This is a genomic window from Streptococcus sp. DTU_2020_1000888_1_SI_GRL_NUU_041A (assembly GCF_032387735.1).
Classification (GTDB): domain Bacteria; phylum Bacillota; class Bacilli; order Lactobacillales; family Streptococcaceae; genus Streptococcus; species Streptococcus sanguinis.
Genome location: NZ_CP135591.1, coordinates 1,846,661 through 1,863,032 on the forward strand (window position 1 = coordinate 1,846,661; position 16,372 = coordinate 1,863,032).

At 41.6% G+C, this 16,372-nt stretch carries 16 protein-coding genes; 4 read left to right on the top strand and 12 right to left on the bottom strand.

The genetic code is table 11. From position 1 onward, the window contains the following. Positions 1 to 119: 119 nt before the first annotated feature. Together RSK81_RS09125 and RSK81_RS09130 are read left to right on the top strand one after the other, a co-directional pair. Positions 120 to 1,334 (top strand): DUF2974 domain-containing protein, encoded by a 1,215-nt coding sequence (locus tag RSK81_RS09125; protein WP_315686606.1) that lies wholly within the window; start codon positions 120 to 122, stop codon positions 1,332 to 1,334. 158 nt (positions 1,335 to 1,492) lie between these two features. Further along, a complete protein-coding gene (locus tag RSK81_RS09130; protein WP_032908741.1) occupies positions 1,493 to 2,689 on the top strand; it encodes a ferric reductase-like transmembrane domain-containing protein in 1,197 nt (398 codons plus the stop codon). A 109-nt stretch (positions 2,690 to 2,798) separates the two neighbouring features. Here RSK81_RS09130 and RSK81_RS12925 read toward each other — a convergent pair whose 3' ends face one another. Further along, on the bottom strand, positions 2,799 to 2,948 hold the full coding sequence (locus RSK81_RS12925; protein WP_080555524.1) for a hypothetical protein: 150 nt from the start codon (positions 2,946 to 2,948) through the stop codon (positions 2,799 to 2,801). A gap of 563 nt (positions 2,949 to 3,511) precedes the next feature. On the opposite strand from RSK81_RS12925, the gene RSK81_RS09135 reads away from it, so the two are divergent. Beyond that, positions 3,512 to 4,039 carry a DUF2975 domain-containing protein gene (locus tag RSK81_RS09135; protein WP_002894740.1) on the top strand — a complete coding sequence of 176 codons (528 nt, stop codon included), beginning with the start codon at positions 3,512 to 3,514 and terminating at the stop codon, positions 4,037 to 4,039. Positions 4,040 to 4,051: 12 nt separating this feature from the next. Then, positions 4,052 to 4,261, top strand: coding sequence for a helix-turn-helix domain-containing protein (locus RSK81_RS09140; protein ID WP_002894739.1), 210 nt, complete (start codon positions 4,052 to 4,054; stop codon positions 4,259 to 4,261). 54 nt (positions 4,262 to 4,315) lie between these two features. Here RSK81_RS09140 and lacG read toward each other — a convergent pair whose 3' ends face one another. From lacG to metG, 11 genes are all read right to left on the bottom strand, one after another. Continuing rightward, positions 4,316 to 5,722, bottom strand: coding sequence for a 6-phospho-beta-galactosidase (gene lacG / locus RSK81_RS09145; RefSeq protein ID WP_002899825.1), 1,407 nt, complete (start codon positions 5,720 to 5,722; stop codon positions 4,316 to 4,318). Between the two features lie 98 nt (positions 5,723 to 5,820). Further along, a complete protein-coding gene (locus RSK81_RS09150) occupies positions 5,821 to 7,527 on the bottom strand; it encodes a lactose-specific PTS transporter subunit EIIC (protein ID WP_002913071.1) in 1,707 nt (568 codons plus the stop codon). Continuing rightward, positions 7,527 to 7,844, bottom strand: coding sequence for a PTS lactose/cellobiose transporter subunit IIA (locus RSK81_RS09155; protein WP_002923663.1), 318 nt, complete (start codon positions 7,842 to 7,844; stop codon positions 7,527 to 7,529). The genes RSK81_RS09150 and RSK81_RS09155 overlap by 1 nt, the downstream gene beginning before the upstream one ends. Before the next feature lie 48 nt (positions 7,845 to 7,892). Then, positions 7,893 to 8,726, bottom strand: coding sequence for a PRD domain-containing protein (locus tag RSK81_RS09160; RefSeq protein WP_002923661.1), 834 nt, complete (start codon positions 8,724 to 8,726; stop codon positions 7,893 to 7,895). 196 nt (positions 8,727 to 8,922) lie between these two features. Continuing rightward, positions 8,923 to 9,903 carry a tagatose-bisphosphate aldolase gene (gene lacD / locus RSK81_RS09165; RefSeq protein ID WP_002905075.1) on the bottom strand — a complete coding sequence of 327 codons (981 nt, stop codon included), beginning with the start codon at positions 9,901 to 9,903 and terminating at the stop codon, positions 8,923 to 8,925. Positions 9,904 to 9,906: 3 nt separating this feature from the next. Next, entirely contained in the window at positions 9,907 to 10,836 is a 930-nt protein-coding gene (locus RSK81_RS09170; protein WP_002903213.1) for a tagatose-6-phosphate kinase, read from the bottom strand. Between the two features lie 12 nt (positions 10,837 to 10,848). Then, entirely contained in the window at positions 10,849 to 11,364 is a 516-nt protein-coding gene (gene lacB, locus RSK81_RS09175) for a galactose-6-phosphate isomerase subunit LacB (RefSeq protein WP_011837291.1), read from the bottom strand. 16 nt (positions 11,365 to 11,380) lie between these two features. Then, complete coding sequence (lacA, locus tag RSK81_RS09180; RefSeq protein WP_009659075.1) at positions 11,381 to 11,806, bottom strand: galactose-6-phosphate isomerase subunit LacA; 426 nt, start codon at positions 11,804 to 11,806, stop codon at positions 11,381 to 11,383. Positions 11,807 to 12,014: 208 nt separating this feature from the next. Further along, entirely contained in the window at positions 12,015 to 12,770 is a 756-nt protein-coding gene (locus tag RSK81_RS09185) for a DeoR/GlpR family DNA-binding transcription regulator (RefSeq protein ID WP_011837293.1), read from the bottom strand. Positions 12,771 to 12,912: 142 nt separating this feature from the next. Further along, positions 12,913 to 14,178 (bottom strand): DUF6287 domain-containing protein, encoded by a 1,266-nt coding sequence (locus RSK81_RS09190; RefSeq protein ID WP_011837294.1) that lies wholly within the window; start codon positions 14,176 to 14,178, stop codon positions 12,913 to 12,915. 177 nt (positions 14,179 to 14,355) lie between these two features. Further along, on the bottom strand, positions 14,356 to 16,356 hold the full coding sequence (metG, locus tag RSK81_RS09195) for a methionine--tRNA ligase (RefSeq protein ID WP_011837295.1): 2,001 nt from the start codon (positions 16,354 to 16,356) through the stop codon (positions 14,356 to 14,358). Positions 16,357 to 16,372 lie beyond the last annotated feature (16 nt).

The following is a 16,372-nucleotide window of genomic DNA, read 5'->3' on the forward strand; positions in this document are numbered from 1 at the left end:
TATACCAAAAAATGCGCTTGCTTGTTTATCATCCTCAGTCTAAGGTAGGATTTTTCTGGAAAAAAGAAATTCTATCAGAAAAATATGCTATACTAACTAGTAGAAATTGGAGATAAAACATGAGCAATATTTTTACTTACCTTGAAGAAGTCCAGCATGACAGCATTTATGATAAAGCTTTCAATGAACTGGATCTGCTAATTCTGACAGAGCTAACCTACTTGCCTTTTGACCAACTAGTGCATGAATACATGTCCCCCTACTGCGACTGCCGACTGCTGGATTTGGCCGACCAAGTACCGCGCGACCTCTCCATGATGGTTAGCAAAAACCGACTAAAACTGCTAGATTTGGCCGCAGCATCTACCCGCTTTAAAAATCTAAAACTGATGGGCTATGTCAATGACATTGACCAAGATATCCAGAAGCAATTCGCTGCCTTGATTTTCAAAATCAAGCCCGATACCTATGTCCTGGTCTTTCGCGGAACGGACGACTCTATCGTTGGCTGGAAGGAAGACTTCCACATGACCTATATGGCTCAAATCCCTGCTCAGAAAATGGCCGCCCGCTACCTGCAGAGAGCCTTAGAAAACCTGCCCGGTCACTTTATCCTAACTGGCCATTCCAAAGGGGGAAACCTAGCTTCTTATGCAGCCAGTCAGATGGAAGCATCGCTCCAAGACCGCATTGAAGCCATCTACAGCTATGACTCTCCTGGTCTCAATCACTCTGTCATCGAAAGCGATGGCTATCAGACTGTGGTTGAAAGGATGAAACGCTACCTGCCTCAGAACTCCATCGTCGGCATGATGCTGGAAACACCTAAGGAAGCTAGGATTGTCAAAAGCAGTGCCATCGGCGGCTTTGCCCAGCACGATACCTTTTCGTGGAAGATCAAGGGGAACTCATTCCTATTGCTGGATACATTAGATGCAGAGAGCCTTCAGATAGACAAAACCTTTAAAAATTGGGTGAGCACCGTTTCAGATGAAGAACTTAAAGACTTTTTCGACCTCTTTTTCGGACTGATTTTGGATACTGGTATCCAGTCTGTCGATGAACTGTCCAATGTTGAAAACTTTAACAAAGTCCTTGATATCCTGAAAAATGCTCAATCTCTAACAGACCAAGAACGTGACATGCTGCTGCGCTTGTCCAAGCTCCTGCTGAATATGCGTGTTCAAAGCTGGAAGGATGACATTAGCATACCTAATCTTTCTGAAATTGGCAAGGATATCCGAGAAAACCTATCACGCTGGAGTAAGCAGTTACCTTTTGGCCAGTCTGAGACTGATAAAGAGGAAGACACTACTGCAGAGGTTCAAGAGTAAAATCGCAAAAGTCCTCTTTATCTTATCCAACAGAAGACTTGACCTATCCATCCCAAAAACAAAACAAGCTCTTATCTTGACAGCTTGTTTTTTCTTTGTTAGAATGTAACAAACCTATTTACAACTAAGTAGTGATAAAAATTAGAAAGGAAACCATCATGAAATCTATCAAAGGAATCGCCCTTATTGCTGTCAGCATAATCCTGACCATCTATGCTTGGGCTTCAGCTGGAATGACCAACTTTATCGTACCCGGTCTGGCCTTAACTACCCTCTCGCTGACCTTTTTACTTGCGACTCGGAACGCCCTTTTGGAAAAATGGTTCCATGGCATCGAAAAGATGTATGCTTATCATAAGTTTACAGCTATCTTTTCCGTTGTTCTTCTTGCTCTCCACAATGTTGCCATGGGTGGCAGTCTCTGGGGCTCTCATCTGGCAGCCCAGCTTGGGAATGTCGGCATCTATCTCTTTGTCAGCATTGTTCTGGTGGCCTATCTTGGTAAGCACATCAAATATGAGGCTTGGCGTTGGATTCATCGCTTTGTCTATTTGGCCTATATCTTTGGTCTCTTCCACGCTTATATGCTAATGGGCGGTCGACTCCTGACACCGACCTTGCTAGGTTTCATAGTCGGATTCTATGCTATCATCGGTTTAGCTTCTGGCTTTTACATCATCTTCCTCTATCAAAGTTTGGCCTTTCGCCATCTGGGGAAAATTCTGCAGGTCAAACGCCTGAACCACGATACCGTGGAGTTGAAGATCCAGCTTAGTCAAAAGCTAGACTACCAGTATGGGCAGTTTGCCTTTGTCAAGATTTTCCAAGAAGGATTTGAAAAAGCGCCACATCCTTTCTCTATCTCTGGCGGTCATGACAATATCGTCTACTTTACTATCAAGAACTCTGGTGACCACACTAAGAAACTTTATGACAAGATCCAAGAGGGAACTAAGGTCACCATTGACCGAGCTTATGGCCACATGATTCTTGACCAGGGGCAAGAAAAACAAATCTGGATTGCTGGTGGGATTGGCATTACGCCCTTCATCTCCTATATCCGTGAAAATCCTAATCTGAATCGTCCAGTCAGCTTCTACTATGCTTATACCGGAGCTGAAAATGCTGTTTACCTAGACCTACTCAAAGACTACGAGGCAAAGAATCCGCAGTTTGACCTTCATTTGATCGATAGCAAGGTCTCTGGCTATTTAGACTTCAAGAATTATCCTCTGGATGACAAAACCACCGTCTTCATGTGCGGGCCTGTCAAGATGATGGATAAACTAGCCAACGAATTTAAAAAGACCAATCCTAAAGCAGATCTGGTCTATGAAGGCTTTAAATTTAAATAAAGAAACCAAAAAGAGGAGTTCAATCCTCTTTTTTAGTCTATTTGAATTCAACAGATTTTGAAAAAGATCAATGTTATATCCCTCAATATCCAAAAATAGACTTTTCAAACTACAAAAATATACGGAAAAGATTAATTCCAATCAGAATGAGAAAGAAAATAGAAAATCCGATAAACAAATATTTAAAATACTTTTCATTGCTGATGCAGCGCTCAACATATGCCTCTTCTGGATTCTTAGGATTATAATAGACCGTCATACCTGAGCCGATGGGAAATATTTTTTCAAATCTAGACTCCTATCCGAGCCGTAAACATAGTCACTTGAAAAAACATCTTTTTGGATTTTTCCTGAAGAGGCAGGGATAAACTGTTTATACTTAAGACTTTTTCGATATTGTTTTCCACGGACAGTATATTCTACAAGAGGCAAGGCTACCTGAGGTGGCTCGCCATAGCGACTATAGATAGAACTGTTCTATCCTATACTTTGCCTGATATTAAAGATGTAGATTTACTTCTAATAGAAATTTCTTTTCGGTAGTGCAGATAGAGTGGAAAAACAATGACTAGCCAGAGTAGCCCAAGCACCACAATCGTAATCATAGGATTCATTACTATCTCCTTCGTTACTTTGATATTCAATACATATTGTATCAAAATTTTCATCGATACCAAAGTCTCTATAGGATAGCTTTTTGACTTTATAAAAATTATCGTTTTTCGATATATTTTTCTTGAAATACAATAAAAAATAGATTATAATAAGAATAAAAGGAAAAGAAAATCTACTGCCGGCTGATTTTCGATAGAGGTAAGCATCATGAAAAAGATTGAATTAAAAAATAACTCTTTGCTCAAAGATATTGTTACTCTATTAAACCTTATCATAGTGGGTTATACTGCTATTCTGGTGTTTCTTACTATCCTAAGTGTGATTTCTTACACCGGTCTTTCCGACAGGTTGGGAATAAAGCTCAATGTTCAATTTCTGCCCTCAGTTGATTTTTCAAATTTGTGGAGTATTCTAGCCTTTGTTATAAATCTTCTCACAGCTTCTTTGACTATTTATCTCATATATCTTGCTCGTAATTTTATCAAAAATTTGATTGGTGGAAAGATTTTTGATTCATCAAACACGCAACTAGCTGATAAGGCATGGAAAGTCTTTTTGGCTCTGACCTTTCTTTCCGTTAAGGTTGCTGCATCAGGCAATCCCATCACCCTCCCCTTCTCTTTTAACGCCAGTATGAGCTTTACACCTCTCTTGGGTGCTCTGATTATTTGGCTGATGATGAAAATTCTGGAAAAGGGGATTGATATAGCTGAAGAGAATGAATTTACCATCTAGGAGGCTGCTATCATGATTATCGTTAATCTTGATGTCCAACTGGCCAAGAAAAAGATGAAACTAGGTGAACTGGCCGATATCATCGGTATTACCAACGCCAACCTTTCCATTCTCAAAACGGGCAAGGCCAAGGCTATCCGCTTTAGCACCCTCAATGCTATCTGTCAAGCCCTTGATTGCCAGCCCGGAGACATCCTAGAATTTACAGATGATGAAGAATAAAAAAAACTCCTATTCTAGCCGATTTCATTCAGCTAAGGATGGGAGTTTTTTTGCCTATTCAATCATTTGTGTTTCAGCTAATTTCTTATACCAGTGAGCGGATTTCTTTGGATAGCGTTCTTGCGTTTCGAAGTCTACGTAGAATAAGCCGTAACGTTTTTCATAACCGTTAGACCAAGAAAAGACATCCATCAGAGACCAGATAAAGTAGCCCTTGACATTAGCCCCATCCGCAATCGCATCGGATAAAACTTCCAGATGCTGCTTGACGTAATCAATCCTAGCATCGTCGTAAACCGTATTGTCCACAAATTCATCCTTATAACCCAGACCATTTTCTGTGATATAAATCTTCTTGTAGTTGGGATAATCCTTCTTAATCCGCATGATCTGATCATAGAGGCCTTGCGGATAGATAATCCAATCCCAATCAGTTTTCGGAATATGAGTTGGAGATTCTCTGCGCCCTACACCCTTAATCTGGTACTTGGAGCTTCCCTTTTCGCCTTTTCCGTTATGGATAATTTCTGTTTCACCGTCAAAGTCGCGCATCCAGTCACTCATATAGTAGTTGATGCCAAGGAAGTCATTGAGGTCTTTAGCTGCTTCTAAAGCCGCAAAGTCTTCATCTCGTAGATCCAGCTGACCACCATTGACCTTAAGGATATGATTTACTCCTGCCAGAGTTACATCTGAATAGTGCCCCAGATAAGTCGCATCTAGGATAAACTTGTTATGAATAATATCTTCCAACTCTGCTGCTCTGACATCTGCTGGATTTTCTGGGTCGTAAGGGTATTTTGTCGGCAGGGCATGAACGACACCGATTTCACCCTTGTAGCCCTTATCCTTATATAGCTTAACGGCACGGGCATGAGAGACCATCATATTGTGATGGGATTGGAAAACCTTGGCCAAGTCATACTGGATACCCGGCGGGAATTTTCCGACTAAGTACTGACCATCACCAATGGGACCAATTTCATTGAAAGTTGTCCAATAGCGAACTTCTGGAAATTCTTCAAAACAGAAAGCCGCATAGTCCACAAAGTGCTCAATATTTTCTCGATTGAGGAAATCTCCATTTGAATGAAGGGCCTCTGGTGTATCAAAGTGGTGAAGGGTCACAAAAGGTTCTACATGGCGTTTGTGGCATTCTGCGAAAAGATTATGGTAAAATTCCACACCTTTTGGATTGACCTCGCCATAGCCTGTCGGGAAAATCCGTGACCAAGCAATGGAGATCCGAATCCCATTGACGCCATACTCCTCAGCCAATTTCAGATCCACTGGGTATTTATGGTAAAAGTCACTGGCAGGTTCTGCCGTGTACCAGTAGTTATCCTCTAGGTACTTATCCCAGGCAACAGGTCCTTTTCCATCTGTGTGGGTTGCTCCCTCAGCTTGATAGGCTGCTGTGGCACCACCGAAAATAAAATCTTTAGGTAAGCTTTTTGTCATCTTATTTTCCTTTCAATAGCCTTTGAGGCGAAACAAGTAAGTAAATAGGTAACTAACAGGGGAATTGAACTTTGCTTCACCTCAAATGAACTAACAAATTAGTTGTTGAATTGCTCCTGAACGAAGGCCAGAGCTCCTTTACCATCACGGGTTAGTTTGATGTATTGGGCACCTTCTGTCTTAGCCAGTTTGATACCCAATTTATCAGTTTCCGCCTTCATGTCTTCAAAGTTGGAGGCAACTTGAGGAGCAAGGATAACCAGGTCAAACTCAGGCAGCATTTCACGGTGAGCACCGTAGCCACCAGCTGCTGCTTTGACAGGAACATTGTATTCAGCTGCTGCTTTATTCAAAGCGTTGGCCAGCAATCCGCTAGTACCACCACCTGCACAGAGCACCAGAACATTGGTTTCTTCGCTAATATTGTTTTGCGCTGGAGCTTCTTCATCCACACCTGCTTTTTCAAGGATAGCATCTGCTTTAGCAGTGTTAAAGTTAGCTGCTACTTTTTCTTTGAGAGCATCGTTAGCTTTGCCGGAACGTTCTTCTTCTAGTATTTGTTCGTCATAAACCTTGACAAATGGATAGTAAATAATCACATCCACTACAACAAGAAGGGCTGCAAGAACAAAGGACAGAAGCTGGAAGTTGGTACCCAGCACAATTCCCAGAGGTCCAGGTGTCACCCAAGGAAGGTTGGCTGAGAAGGAGTTCATGTTTAACGTATCAACAAAGAATTTGAAAATCCATACGTTTGCGATAGGTGCAAAGATAAATGGAATGAAGAAAATCGGATTCAGTACGATTGGAGCACCAAAGAGAATGGGCTCATTGACACCGAAGAAAGTTGGGACAACAGATGCCCGACCAATTGCACGGTTACGCTCGGACTTACAGATCCACATGAAGAGGAATGGAACGATCAAGGTCGCACCAGTACCACCCATGGTAACGATGAACATTTGAGTACCAGAAGTGATGACCTTATCCGCATGCTGGCCAGCTTGAACCAAAGCCAAATTGGCATCAATATTGGCATAAGTAATAGCAGCAATGGCAGGCTCAACGATAGATGGACCGTGAATTCCCACAAACCAGAAGAAAGCATAAGCACCAAAGATAAGCGTGATTCCCAGATAGCCATCTGCCGCTGAGAAAAGCGGAGCAAGAAGCGTTCCAATGGATTCAGCAACAGTTACTCCCAGACTTGCTTTAACAAGCAGTTCCAAACCGTAGAGCAGAACGACTGAAACAGTAAATGGAATCAAGTCTTTAAATACTTGGGAAATATTTGGTGGAACTTCTTCTGGCATACGAATGGTGACATTATTTTTCACACAAACCTTGTAGACATTAACGGTCACAAAGGCAGCGATGAAAGCTGTCAAAAGGCCTTTGGTTCCCATGAAGGCAGTTAGGAAGCCACCTTCCTTAGCAGGCTCAGCTGCCATGAGGAGGAAGCCGACCATAGAAGCCAGCATAGTAGACAAGAAGTTAATCTGGTTTGTCGCAGGCAGGTCGCGGTTGACAGAGTCTGTCAGCGCCTTGGCAGTAGTCCCACCCACAAAGAAAGCCAGAATCCCCATCGAATAGCTATAAGGGGTCATTAGGAAAGTTTCAATATCCTTAGACCAGTGGAAGCCCCAAGCATTTGGCACATAGGCAATCAAGATAAAGATAGATGAGAAGAGGATGACTGGCATACCAGCGATAAAGCCATCCCGAATGGCACGGAGATAGATATTCCGAGAAATCTTCTCAAAGAAAGGCTTCCCTTTCTCAATAAGTCCGATGAGTTTGTTCATTATTTTACTCCTCTTTTGTATAGTTCAATCAAATGGTGCATTATGTCTTTTAGCAAGATGGTAGTCATTAAGTGATCTTGGCCGTGCATCATGGTCACACTGTAAGCCAAGTCCTCTCCAGCCGCTTCTTTTGTCAAGAGACTTGTCTGAGCATGATGAGCTTCAGCGATGCAGCTATTGGCTTCTTCCACCAAGGCATCTGCCTTAGCAAAATCCCCAGCTTCTGCTGCTTTCAAAGCTTCTAAGAGCTTGGAGCGAGCGTCACCAGCGTAGGCCACAATTTCAAAACCGAGCAATGTTACTTCTTCTCTATTCATGAGAGATCCTCCTTGTATTCTTATGTAAAATTTTATTATTATTTGCTATTATAAAAGGCGTTGAATATGCAGCACCAGGTAGACCCGTTCGCTGCGGTAGAGATCAATTCCCGTCTTCTGGGCAATGATGTGGTAAATATCACTTCCGACCTGATAGGCTTGAGGATAGGTCATCTGGATCTGACTTTCCATTTCCAGCAGGGAAACATTGTCATCACGACTTCGGTCCAGATAGTCTAAAAAATAGTTCAGGTGAATCATAAAACGGTCATAAAAGTTGCTGTTTTCTGCACTTCTTTTAATACCATTTTTCTTCAGCTCTGCCTCAACAGCAGCCAAAATATCTTTTCGCCTGCCCAAGTGACTCTGACTTTCAGGATCCGTTTCCCCTTCAGCATTGATAAAGTGATAGGCAATGCGATTGACCTCGTCGCTAGGGAAATGATCCAACAACCGCTCACGGTATATGGCTACTGCTTCCTGGGCAATCTGATAAGGGACAGGGTATTTGTCCGAAGCATCCGGCAGATCACTTTCCTTGTATCGCCCCTGCTGCAGAGCCTGATATGAACAGTAGATGTGATCCGTCAGCGTGACATAGATATACTCCTGGACAGGGTAATCATACTTCTTAGAAAGGGTGTCAATCACATCATAAGTCACTGTGATAAAGTCCAGTGGAACATCTTTGAGCAAGGCCACAAAGTTTTCTTTAGACTCTTCCGTTCTTAGGCGAAAGATTTTCTCAATCTTACTTTCCAGAACGATGTCACCCTTCTTTTTATTAAAAGCTATGCCACTGCCAATCAGAACAACCTCTTCACTATTTTCATGTTTGGCTAGAGCAACATTGTTGTTCATAGGATGTATGATTCGATACATATCTCCTCCTCTTCATTTTCTAGGGTTCTGGCAAAAGAAAAAGACCACAAACAAACCGAGGCTATATCTTCCCTCAATTTATTTGCGGTCACGCCTAATCCAACTTAGTAACGCTCACCCTATTCAATTTCTGATTTCATTATAGCATATCAATCGCAGATTGTAAACCCTTACTTTATTTATTTTTTAACAAATTTTAGACTCTTTCTTTCCAAGAGGTAGCTGTTTTTTGAAGAACCTTGTTGAGTTCATCAATATTTTCAAATCCTGTTGTACGAAGCCACTTGCGAGCTGCTTCTTCACCTTGCTCAATGTAGTCTTTGACACTGCCAGCCCAAGTCGCACGTCCGCAAAGAACGCCGTTGAAGTTGGCACCTGACTCATGAGCGAACACAAGGGTTTCTTGGAAAAGTTTCGCAGATACACCCGCACTCAAGTAGATGTATGGCAAGTTCGTTGCCTCATCCTGTTCCTTGAAGAAGGCAGCTGCTTGTTCTTTAGTATGCACCACTTCACCATCGCCAAAGCCTTCAACGTATTTAACGTTGACTGGTACTTCCACTTTCAAGACATCAATGTTGAAGCGTGGGTCTGAGAAGACCTTCATAGCTCCGATAACCTTATGAGGCTTGACTTTAGCATACTCAGCGCTGGAAGCATCCGCAATCTTTTCATCGTAAGCCAAGATTTCAAGGAAGAAAGGAATGTCTTCAGCCACACACTCTGAACCCACACGCTCGATATAAGCCTGCTTTTGTTGGTTGAGTTCCTCAGAGCTGTCTACATCATAGTAAAGGAGGAATTTCACCGCATCCGCACCTTGTTCTTTGATGCGTTTGGCTGACCAAACATCCAGACAGTCTGGCAGGCGCTTGGTACTAGAAGTATCGTAGCCTGTCTTTTCATAGGCCAATAGCAAGCCAGCATTCTTGTCCAAAGCCTTAGTAGCAGGCAGTCCATACTCAGGATCCAGCAGCATAGATGAAGCGTAAGGGGTCAGCTCTTCTGCAACCAAAACTTTCAGCTCCTCCATTTGAGCTACTGTTGGTTCTGCTTCCTGGTGTTGAGCCATGAGGCGTTTCAAAGCACCGCGTTGGTCAAATGCCAAGGCAGAAATGATTCCATTCTCATCAGAAAGTTTTTCCATGTACTTACGTTTTTGTTCTGTTAATACCATTCTTTATACCTCTTTTACTGTGATTTGATTGTATAGGACGTCGTAGTTTTCAACATTGACATGTCCAGTCATTTTTTCTTGGGCATTGAGCATGCCCAGAACATTTGCTTTCTTCAATAAGGAAGCATCATCTAACCGAAGACTCAAACCCGAAGAAATCCCTGCAACAGTTGAGTCCCCAGAGCCAACTGGATTGACCACTTGGATTTTAGGAATATCCACTTTATAGAAAGTGTCCCAGTGTTTGGCAAAAGCGCCATCTGCACCGAGTGATACGATGATCCACTCGATTCCTTCAAATAGCGGTTCTGAAAGGACAGCTTTTAATTCATCCAAATCTTTGGAAACGTCGCGACCCAACAACTGAGAAAGTTCCTCATTATTAGGTTTGATGGCAGTTGGTTTGACATCTGATTTGAGCACAGCTTCCAGAGCTGCTCCAGAGCAATCCAGCACCACCTTATTACCAGCTTGATTAGCAATTTCAACCAATTGAATATAATATTCAACAGGTAAACCGGTTGGTAGACTTCCAGAGATACTAACTACCTCAGTTGATTCCATTAATGATTTAAAATGATGTAAAAAACCATTTGCCTCATCCGCTGTAATAGTCGGACCAGCTTCCAGGATTTCTGTTTGCTTACCTTCGTGTAAGATAGCAATGCAATTCCTCGTATTTCCCGAAATATTATAAAATAATGGTCGTACAGCTTGATGAAGATTCTGCAAGAGAAATTCACCATTGGTCCCACCAATCAGTCCCGTCGCAGCGACATTATCTCCAATTTCTGCCAAGACCCTGGTTACGTTGAGACCCTTGCCGCCCGCTGTTTTACTGACTTCCGCAACACGATTAACAGTATCTATTTTCAATTCTTCTAAGGGATAGGAAATATCGATAGAAGGATTCATGGTCACTGTAAGAATCATCTAGCTACCTCACTAATCGTGGTACTCTCCACGATCCCATTTTTCAAGAAATTCTGTAAAGAAATTATCATCTGCCTGATGAGCATTGTGAGTCTCAACGTGCTCAATTTTTGCGATCAATTTTTTATTTTCTTCAGTTGGCTTGTACTCCGCATGGATGAAAGCTTCAATGATATCACAGATGAGGAGCTCACCAGTAATTTTTCCACCAAAACCAATAACATTTGCGTTGAGTTCTTCCTTAGCATAGAGAGCTGAAGTCATGTCACGTACCAAAGCTGAACGAACACCAGGCACCTTATTTACAGCGTTGTTGATACCAACACCTGTACCGCAAATACAAACACCAAGATCAGCTTGTCCGCTAACAACTGCTTCCCCTACTTTTTTACCAAAGATTGGGTAGTGAGTACGAGTATGGTCATAAGTACCAAAATCAAGAACTTCATAGCCTTTTGATTTTAGAAAATCTGAGACTGCCATTTTTTCATTGGTAACGATATGGTCACATCCAATTGCAATTTTCATTTGACTTCTCCTTTTCTTAGCACATCTTGTTGAGCATGTCGACTCGGATTTGGTGACGGCCCCCGTCATATTTTCCATTGACAAATCCTTTGGCAATATTCTTAGCCAGACCTTCACCAACGATTTCAGCTCCCATTGTAATCATGCGAGAGTTGTTATGGCCGCGAGTCATGTAGGCAGAGCGTTCATCTGAGACTTCCGCCGCTACCATGCCTTTGATTTTGGTCGCTACCATAAATGGACCAGCACCATAAGCGTCAATGACAATACCAAGATTTTCCTCTTGTTTATTCACCTCAGCCGCAACTGCAAGGGTCACATCAACAAAATCCTGACCTTCTTTCGTCACATCCACCACTTCAAAGTTTTCTCCGACGAGAAAATCCTTGACCACATCTTTCAGCTTGCTTCCAGCAGCATCTGCTCCAATAATAATTGCCATGAGCATTCTCCTTTATTTGATTTTTGGCACAGAATATTGTTTATAAAAAACACTTTCTGTTTCCTATAAGCATACTATACTCCTTTAAAAGTTATTTGTCAACAGATTTTTGTTTATTTTAATCAAAATATTTTTAAATATGATTAAAATAAACAAAAAAAGCCCTAAAAAGAGCTTTTTGATAATTTTTTCATCCATTTAAAATAAACTAGGAAATAATCTTGGTATAGACTTCCAGTTCTTCCTGAGCATTTTCAGACATCTGGTCTGTGATAACAGCTGTAATCTCCGACAAAGGACAGATAGAGGTAAAATCTTCCTTGCCAATCTTAGAAGAATCAATCAGTAGATATGTCTCTGTCGAGCGCTCCAAAGCTAGCTTCTGAGTATAGGCCTCTTCAAAAGAAGAGGTCATAATCTGACCATTTTTGATACCATTGCCACTGAAAAACATCTTAGTAAAGTACATCTTATCCATGATGGCATTGGTCATCTCGCCGACAAAGGCTTGAGTCGCTTCCCGCATCTCCCCACCCAGGAGAAAAACTTTGAAGGTATCCGACTTCTTCTTCAAAAGATCGCGAAAAATCGGCAGACAATTGGTAATCACGCGCAGATGTTGATTGGTGATTTCCTCAGCCAGCACTTCCACAGAAGTCCCCGGCCCAAGAAAAATAGTATCGCCATCTTCAATCAGCTCCACAGCCTTCTTGGCCACAGTCCGCTTGGCCTCAATATTCTGATAAAGCTTCTCTTCATGAGGGATTTCTCTGTACTTAAGGTGCTGATTACTTTTAGCCCCACCGTGAACACGAGTCAGCAGCCCTTTACTTTCCAGCTCAATCAAGTCCCTCCGAACCGTCATGTCTGAGACCTTCATACTCTCTACAATCTCAGCAACCGTCACTGTCCCAGTTCGATCAACCAGCCTAATTATTTCATCCTGTCTCTGATTTTTACCCATACTATTCCCTCTCTACACTCTAGTTTTGTTTATTATAACTCATTTCTCTGTTTTTTTCCATATTATTTGTTTGTTTTAAACAAAATATGATACAAAAATCCGAGAACAGTAACTGTTGCTGTTCTCGGATTTTTAATATTTCCTACTGTTTATAGTAGTATTGATCAGCAGGAACATTTCCGATATTCTGCCCAAAAACTAATCTCGGTCTACTACTATCAGATTGATCACCATACGGATTTCTAAAGCCAATTTTAAATAAAGCAATCATAGCCCCTGAATTCCCTGACCGAATGTTGAGTGTTGGAAACTTGGAATTGGAAATCGAATTTGGTGAGATACTCTCATTTCTGTTCGTTTTTCCATCTGCGGTTATAATTACCTCCAGACCTTCTCCGTTTCTCCAGACACCTACTAAAGTCGCATAATCACCTTTCATAATGGCTTCAATGTCCAAATCTTGTTTCTCTACTGAGTCAATAGTATATTTTTCCCACCACTTATCTTGATATTCTCTAAAACTAATTTGATTTGTTTGACCAAATATTATTCTTTTTTCTGAACTAATATCTCCATTTGGTCCCTCAATATTTTCTGGAACCAAAAACACTGAAATTTCTTTACCCTCTACAGCTATTTGGTTTACTCCAATAAAATATGCTTCATAATAATCTCCTATTTTTCTAGGCAGTTTATTCTCATTCAACTTATATTGCATATGAGAAGAGCCACTCCAAAAATTCCAATCATTGCCTTTTCCAGTAATTCTTGGGAATACACTGGTTCGATTTTGAAAATAATCTTCAGGCTTATAAGCATATAAAGTAAATCCTGAATCAGCTATTGATTGTTCCAAATCGTCATTGGAATAAACACCGTCAAATGAAGATAAGTTCCCCTTGAGTACTAAGTCCTGGTCTTTGGCATTATCTGATTTAAAGAAATCGTTTTGATTAGAAAATATCATTTCATGCTTTAAATCACCATCAGATAAAGTAACTGTAACGAGTTTATCTTTGTCATCAAATACTTCAATAGTGATCTTAAAACTATCATAACCATCAGATTTCTTCATTTTGCTAGTAGAAGTTTTTTTCTTTCCCTCTTCTTTCCAACTAGTCTCAAAAATACCAGAAACCTTACCATCGGAGGTTTGATAGTCTATTTTCCACTTATGATCAAGGGAACTAATTACAGCTTTACTGCCAGTATTAGAAATATACTCCCCTGTAATATCAACTTTATACGAACTATATATATGTTCACTAACTTCTTTAGTATTTTTCGAACTATATTGCTTATAGACAAAAAAACAAACTAAGCCTAGGATAGTTATACAAATAATAGAACCCCAAAATATAAATTTCTGTTTTTTAACTCTATTTGTTCCCCTGTAACTTTTTCTCATATTTCCCTCCGATTCATTTAATAATTTTTAACTCCCTTATAAAACAAATGTCATTATAACTTTTTGATTTTGAATTGTAAATCCTTAAAATAAATATATGAGTTATTTCTAAATAAGAAATACTAATAAATCCCCCAGCAGCCTCCTGCTGGGGGATCGTCATTAGTTCAAAGCTTGCTATCCAATCAAACTTCCATTTGGGACCTTTTCGTCCACGGTAAGGAGAGTTAGTTGGTCGCCGTGCTCGGCTGATAGAATCATACCTTGGCTGATGCGGCCCATCATTTTGCGCGGTTTGAGGTTGGCTACGATTTGGACTTTCTTACCGACTAGTTCTTGCTCGTTTGGATAGTATTTTGCAATACCAGAGAGGATTTGGCGGTCCTCACCGTCTCCTGCATCCAAGCGGAACTGAAGAAGCTTATCCGAGCCTTCAACTTTAGACACCTCTTTGACTTCTGCGACACGAATTTCCACCTTATCGAAATCGTCAAACTTGATTTCCTTGCGGTTGAGTTTGAGCTCTACTTCTTCTGGATTCCATTCTTTTTCAACCGCAGGTTTGTTGCCTTCCATTTGTTCTTTGATATAGGTAATTTCTTCTTCCATATCGAGACGCGGGAAGATTGGTGTTCCTTTCTCTACAACTGTCAGGCCTGCTGGGAGCTGGTCAATTGCTAGGTTTTCCAGCGAAGTTGCTTGAGGCAAGCCTAGTTGACTGAGGACAGCCTTGCTCGTTTCCATCATGAATGGCTCAATCATATGGGCCACAACACAAAGGCTCGCTGCCAAGTGGCTCATGACTGCTGCCAGTTCTTTGACCTTGGCTTCATCCTTAGCCAGAACCCAAGGAGCTGTTTCATCGATGTATTTATTGGTGCGGGAGATGAGCGTCCAGACTGCTTCCAGAGCACGTGGGTAGTCAACTGCGTCCATGTGTTTGTAGTAGTCAGCGATGGATTCAGATGCCACCTGAGCCAGAGCTCCATCAAAGTCTGTCACATTTTCTTCATAAGTTGGCACTTGACCGTCAAAATACTTATTAATCATAGAAACAGTACGGTTGAGGAGGTTTCCAAGGTCATTAGCTAACTCATAGTTGATACGGCCTACATAGTCCTCAGGTGTGAAGGTTCCATCTGAACCAACCGGAAGACTACGCATGAGGTAATAACGCAGAGCATCCAAACCATAGCGTTCTACCAGCATTTCAGGATAGACCACATTGCCCTTAGACTTGGACATCTTGCCATCTTTCATGACAAACCAACCGTGGGCAATCAAGCGGTCAGGTAGCTTAATATCCAGCATCATGAGCAGGATTGGCCAGTAGATAGAATGGAAACGCAGAATGTCCTTAGCTACCATATGATAAACTGTTCCATTATTCCAAAATTTATCGTAGTTAGCATGATCATCCTGACCATAGCCAAGTGCTGTCGCATAGTTGAGTAGTGCATCAATCCAGACATAGATAACGTGTTTAGGATTAGATGGCACAGCCACGCCCCAAGTAAAGGTCGTCCGAGATACAGCCAAGTCTTCCAGACCTGGCTCAATGAAGTTTTTCAACATTTCATTGAGACGTCCATTCGGTGTGATAAAGTCTGGATGAGATTTGAAAAATTCTACCAAGCGGTCTTGGTACTTGCTGAGGCGAAGGAAGTAAGACTCTTCCGATACCCACTCCACTTCGTGTCCAGATGGTGCGATTCCGCCGGTTACCTTTCCATTTTCATCACGGAAGACTTCAGCTAGCTGGCTTTCTGTGAAGAATTCCTCATCTGATACAGAATACCAGCCTGAATATTCACCCAAGTAGATATCATCTTGGGCCAAGAGACGTTCAAAGACATCGGCTACAACCTTTTCATGGTAGTCATCGGTCGTCCGGATAAACTTATCATAAGAAATATCCAGCAGTTTCCAGAGTTCCTTGACCCCAACTGCCATACCATCGACATAAGCTTGAGGGCTGATACCAGCCTCCTCAGCTTTAGCCTGAATCTTCTGTCCATGCTCATCAAGACCAGTCAGATAGAAAACATCGTAGCCCATGAGACGCTTGTAGCGAGCCAAAACGTCGCAGGCAATAGTTGTAGTAGCATTACCGATATGGAGCTTGCCGCTCGGATAATAGATAGGGGTTGTAATATAAAACGATTGTTTTTCAGTCATTTTTTAATCCTTTCAA

Bases quoted from the DNA above. Each gene is read 5' to 3' on its own strand.
- RSK81_RS09155 (WP_002923663.1), bottom strand. From the start codon at position 7,844: ATGAATAGAGAAGAAGTAACATTGCTCGGTTTTGAAATTGTGGCCTAC.
- RSK81_RS09160 (WP_002923661.1), bottom strand. From the start codon at position 8,726: ATGTATCGAATCATACATCCTATGAACAACAATGTTGCTCTAGCCAAA.
- RSK81_RS12925 (WP_080555524.1), bottom strand. From the start codon at position 2,948: ATGACGGTCTATTATAATCCTAAGAATCCAGAAGAGGCATATGTTGAG.
- metG (WP_011837295.1), bottom strand. From the start codon at position 16,356: ATGACTGAAAAACAATCGTTTTATATTACAACCCCTATCTATTATCCG.
- RSK81_RS09135 (WP_002894740.1), top strand. From the start codon at position 3,512: ATGAAAAAGATTGAATTAAAAAATAACTCTTTGCTCAAAGATATTGTT.
- lacA (WP_009659075.1), bottom strand. From the start codon at position 11,806: ATGGCAATTATTATTGGAGCAGATGCTGCTGGAAGCAAGCTGAAAGAT.
- RSK81_RS09185 (WP_011837293.1), bottom strand. From the start codon at position 12,770: ATGGGTAAAAATCAGAGACAGGATGAAATAATTAGGCTGGTTGATCGA.
- RSK81_RS09130 (WP_032908741.1), top strand. From the start codon at position 1,493: ATGAAATCTATCAAAGGAATCGCCCTTATTGCTGTCAGCATAATCCTG.
- RSK81_RS09190 (WP_011837294.1), bottom strand. From the start codon at position 14,178: ATGAGAAAAAGTTACAGGGGAACAAATAGAGTTAAAAAACAGAAATTT.
- lacD (WP_002905075.1), bottom strand. From the start codon at position 9,903: ATGGTATTAACAGAACAAAAACGTAAGTACATGGAAAAACTTTCTGAT.
- lacB (WP_011837291.1), bottom strand. From the start codon at position 11,364: ATGAAAATTGCAATTGGATGTGACCATATCGTTACCAATGAAAAAATG.
- lacG (WP_002899825.1), bottom strand. From the start codon at position 5,722: ATGACAAAAAGCTTACCTAAAGATTTTATTTTCGGTGGTGCCACAGCA.
- RSK81_RS09140 (WP_002894739.1), top strand. From the start codon at position 4,052: ATGATTATCGTTAATCTTGATGTCCAACTGGCCAAGAAAAAGATGAAA.
- RSK81_RS09125 (WP_315686606.1), top strand. From the start codon at position 120: ATGAGCAATATTTTTACTTACCTTGAAGAAGTCCAGCATGACAGCATT.
- RSK81_RS09150 (WP_002913071.1), bottom strand. From the start codon at position 7,527: ATGAACAAACTCATCGGACTTATTGAGAAAGGGAAGCCTTTCTTTGAG.
- RSK81_RS09170 (WP_002903213.1), bottom strand. From the start codon at position 10,836: ATGATTCTTACAGTGACCATGAATCCTTCTATCGATATTTCCTATCCC.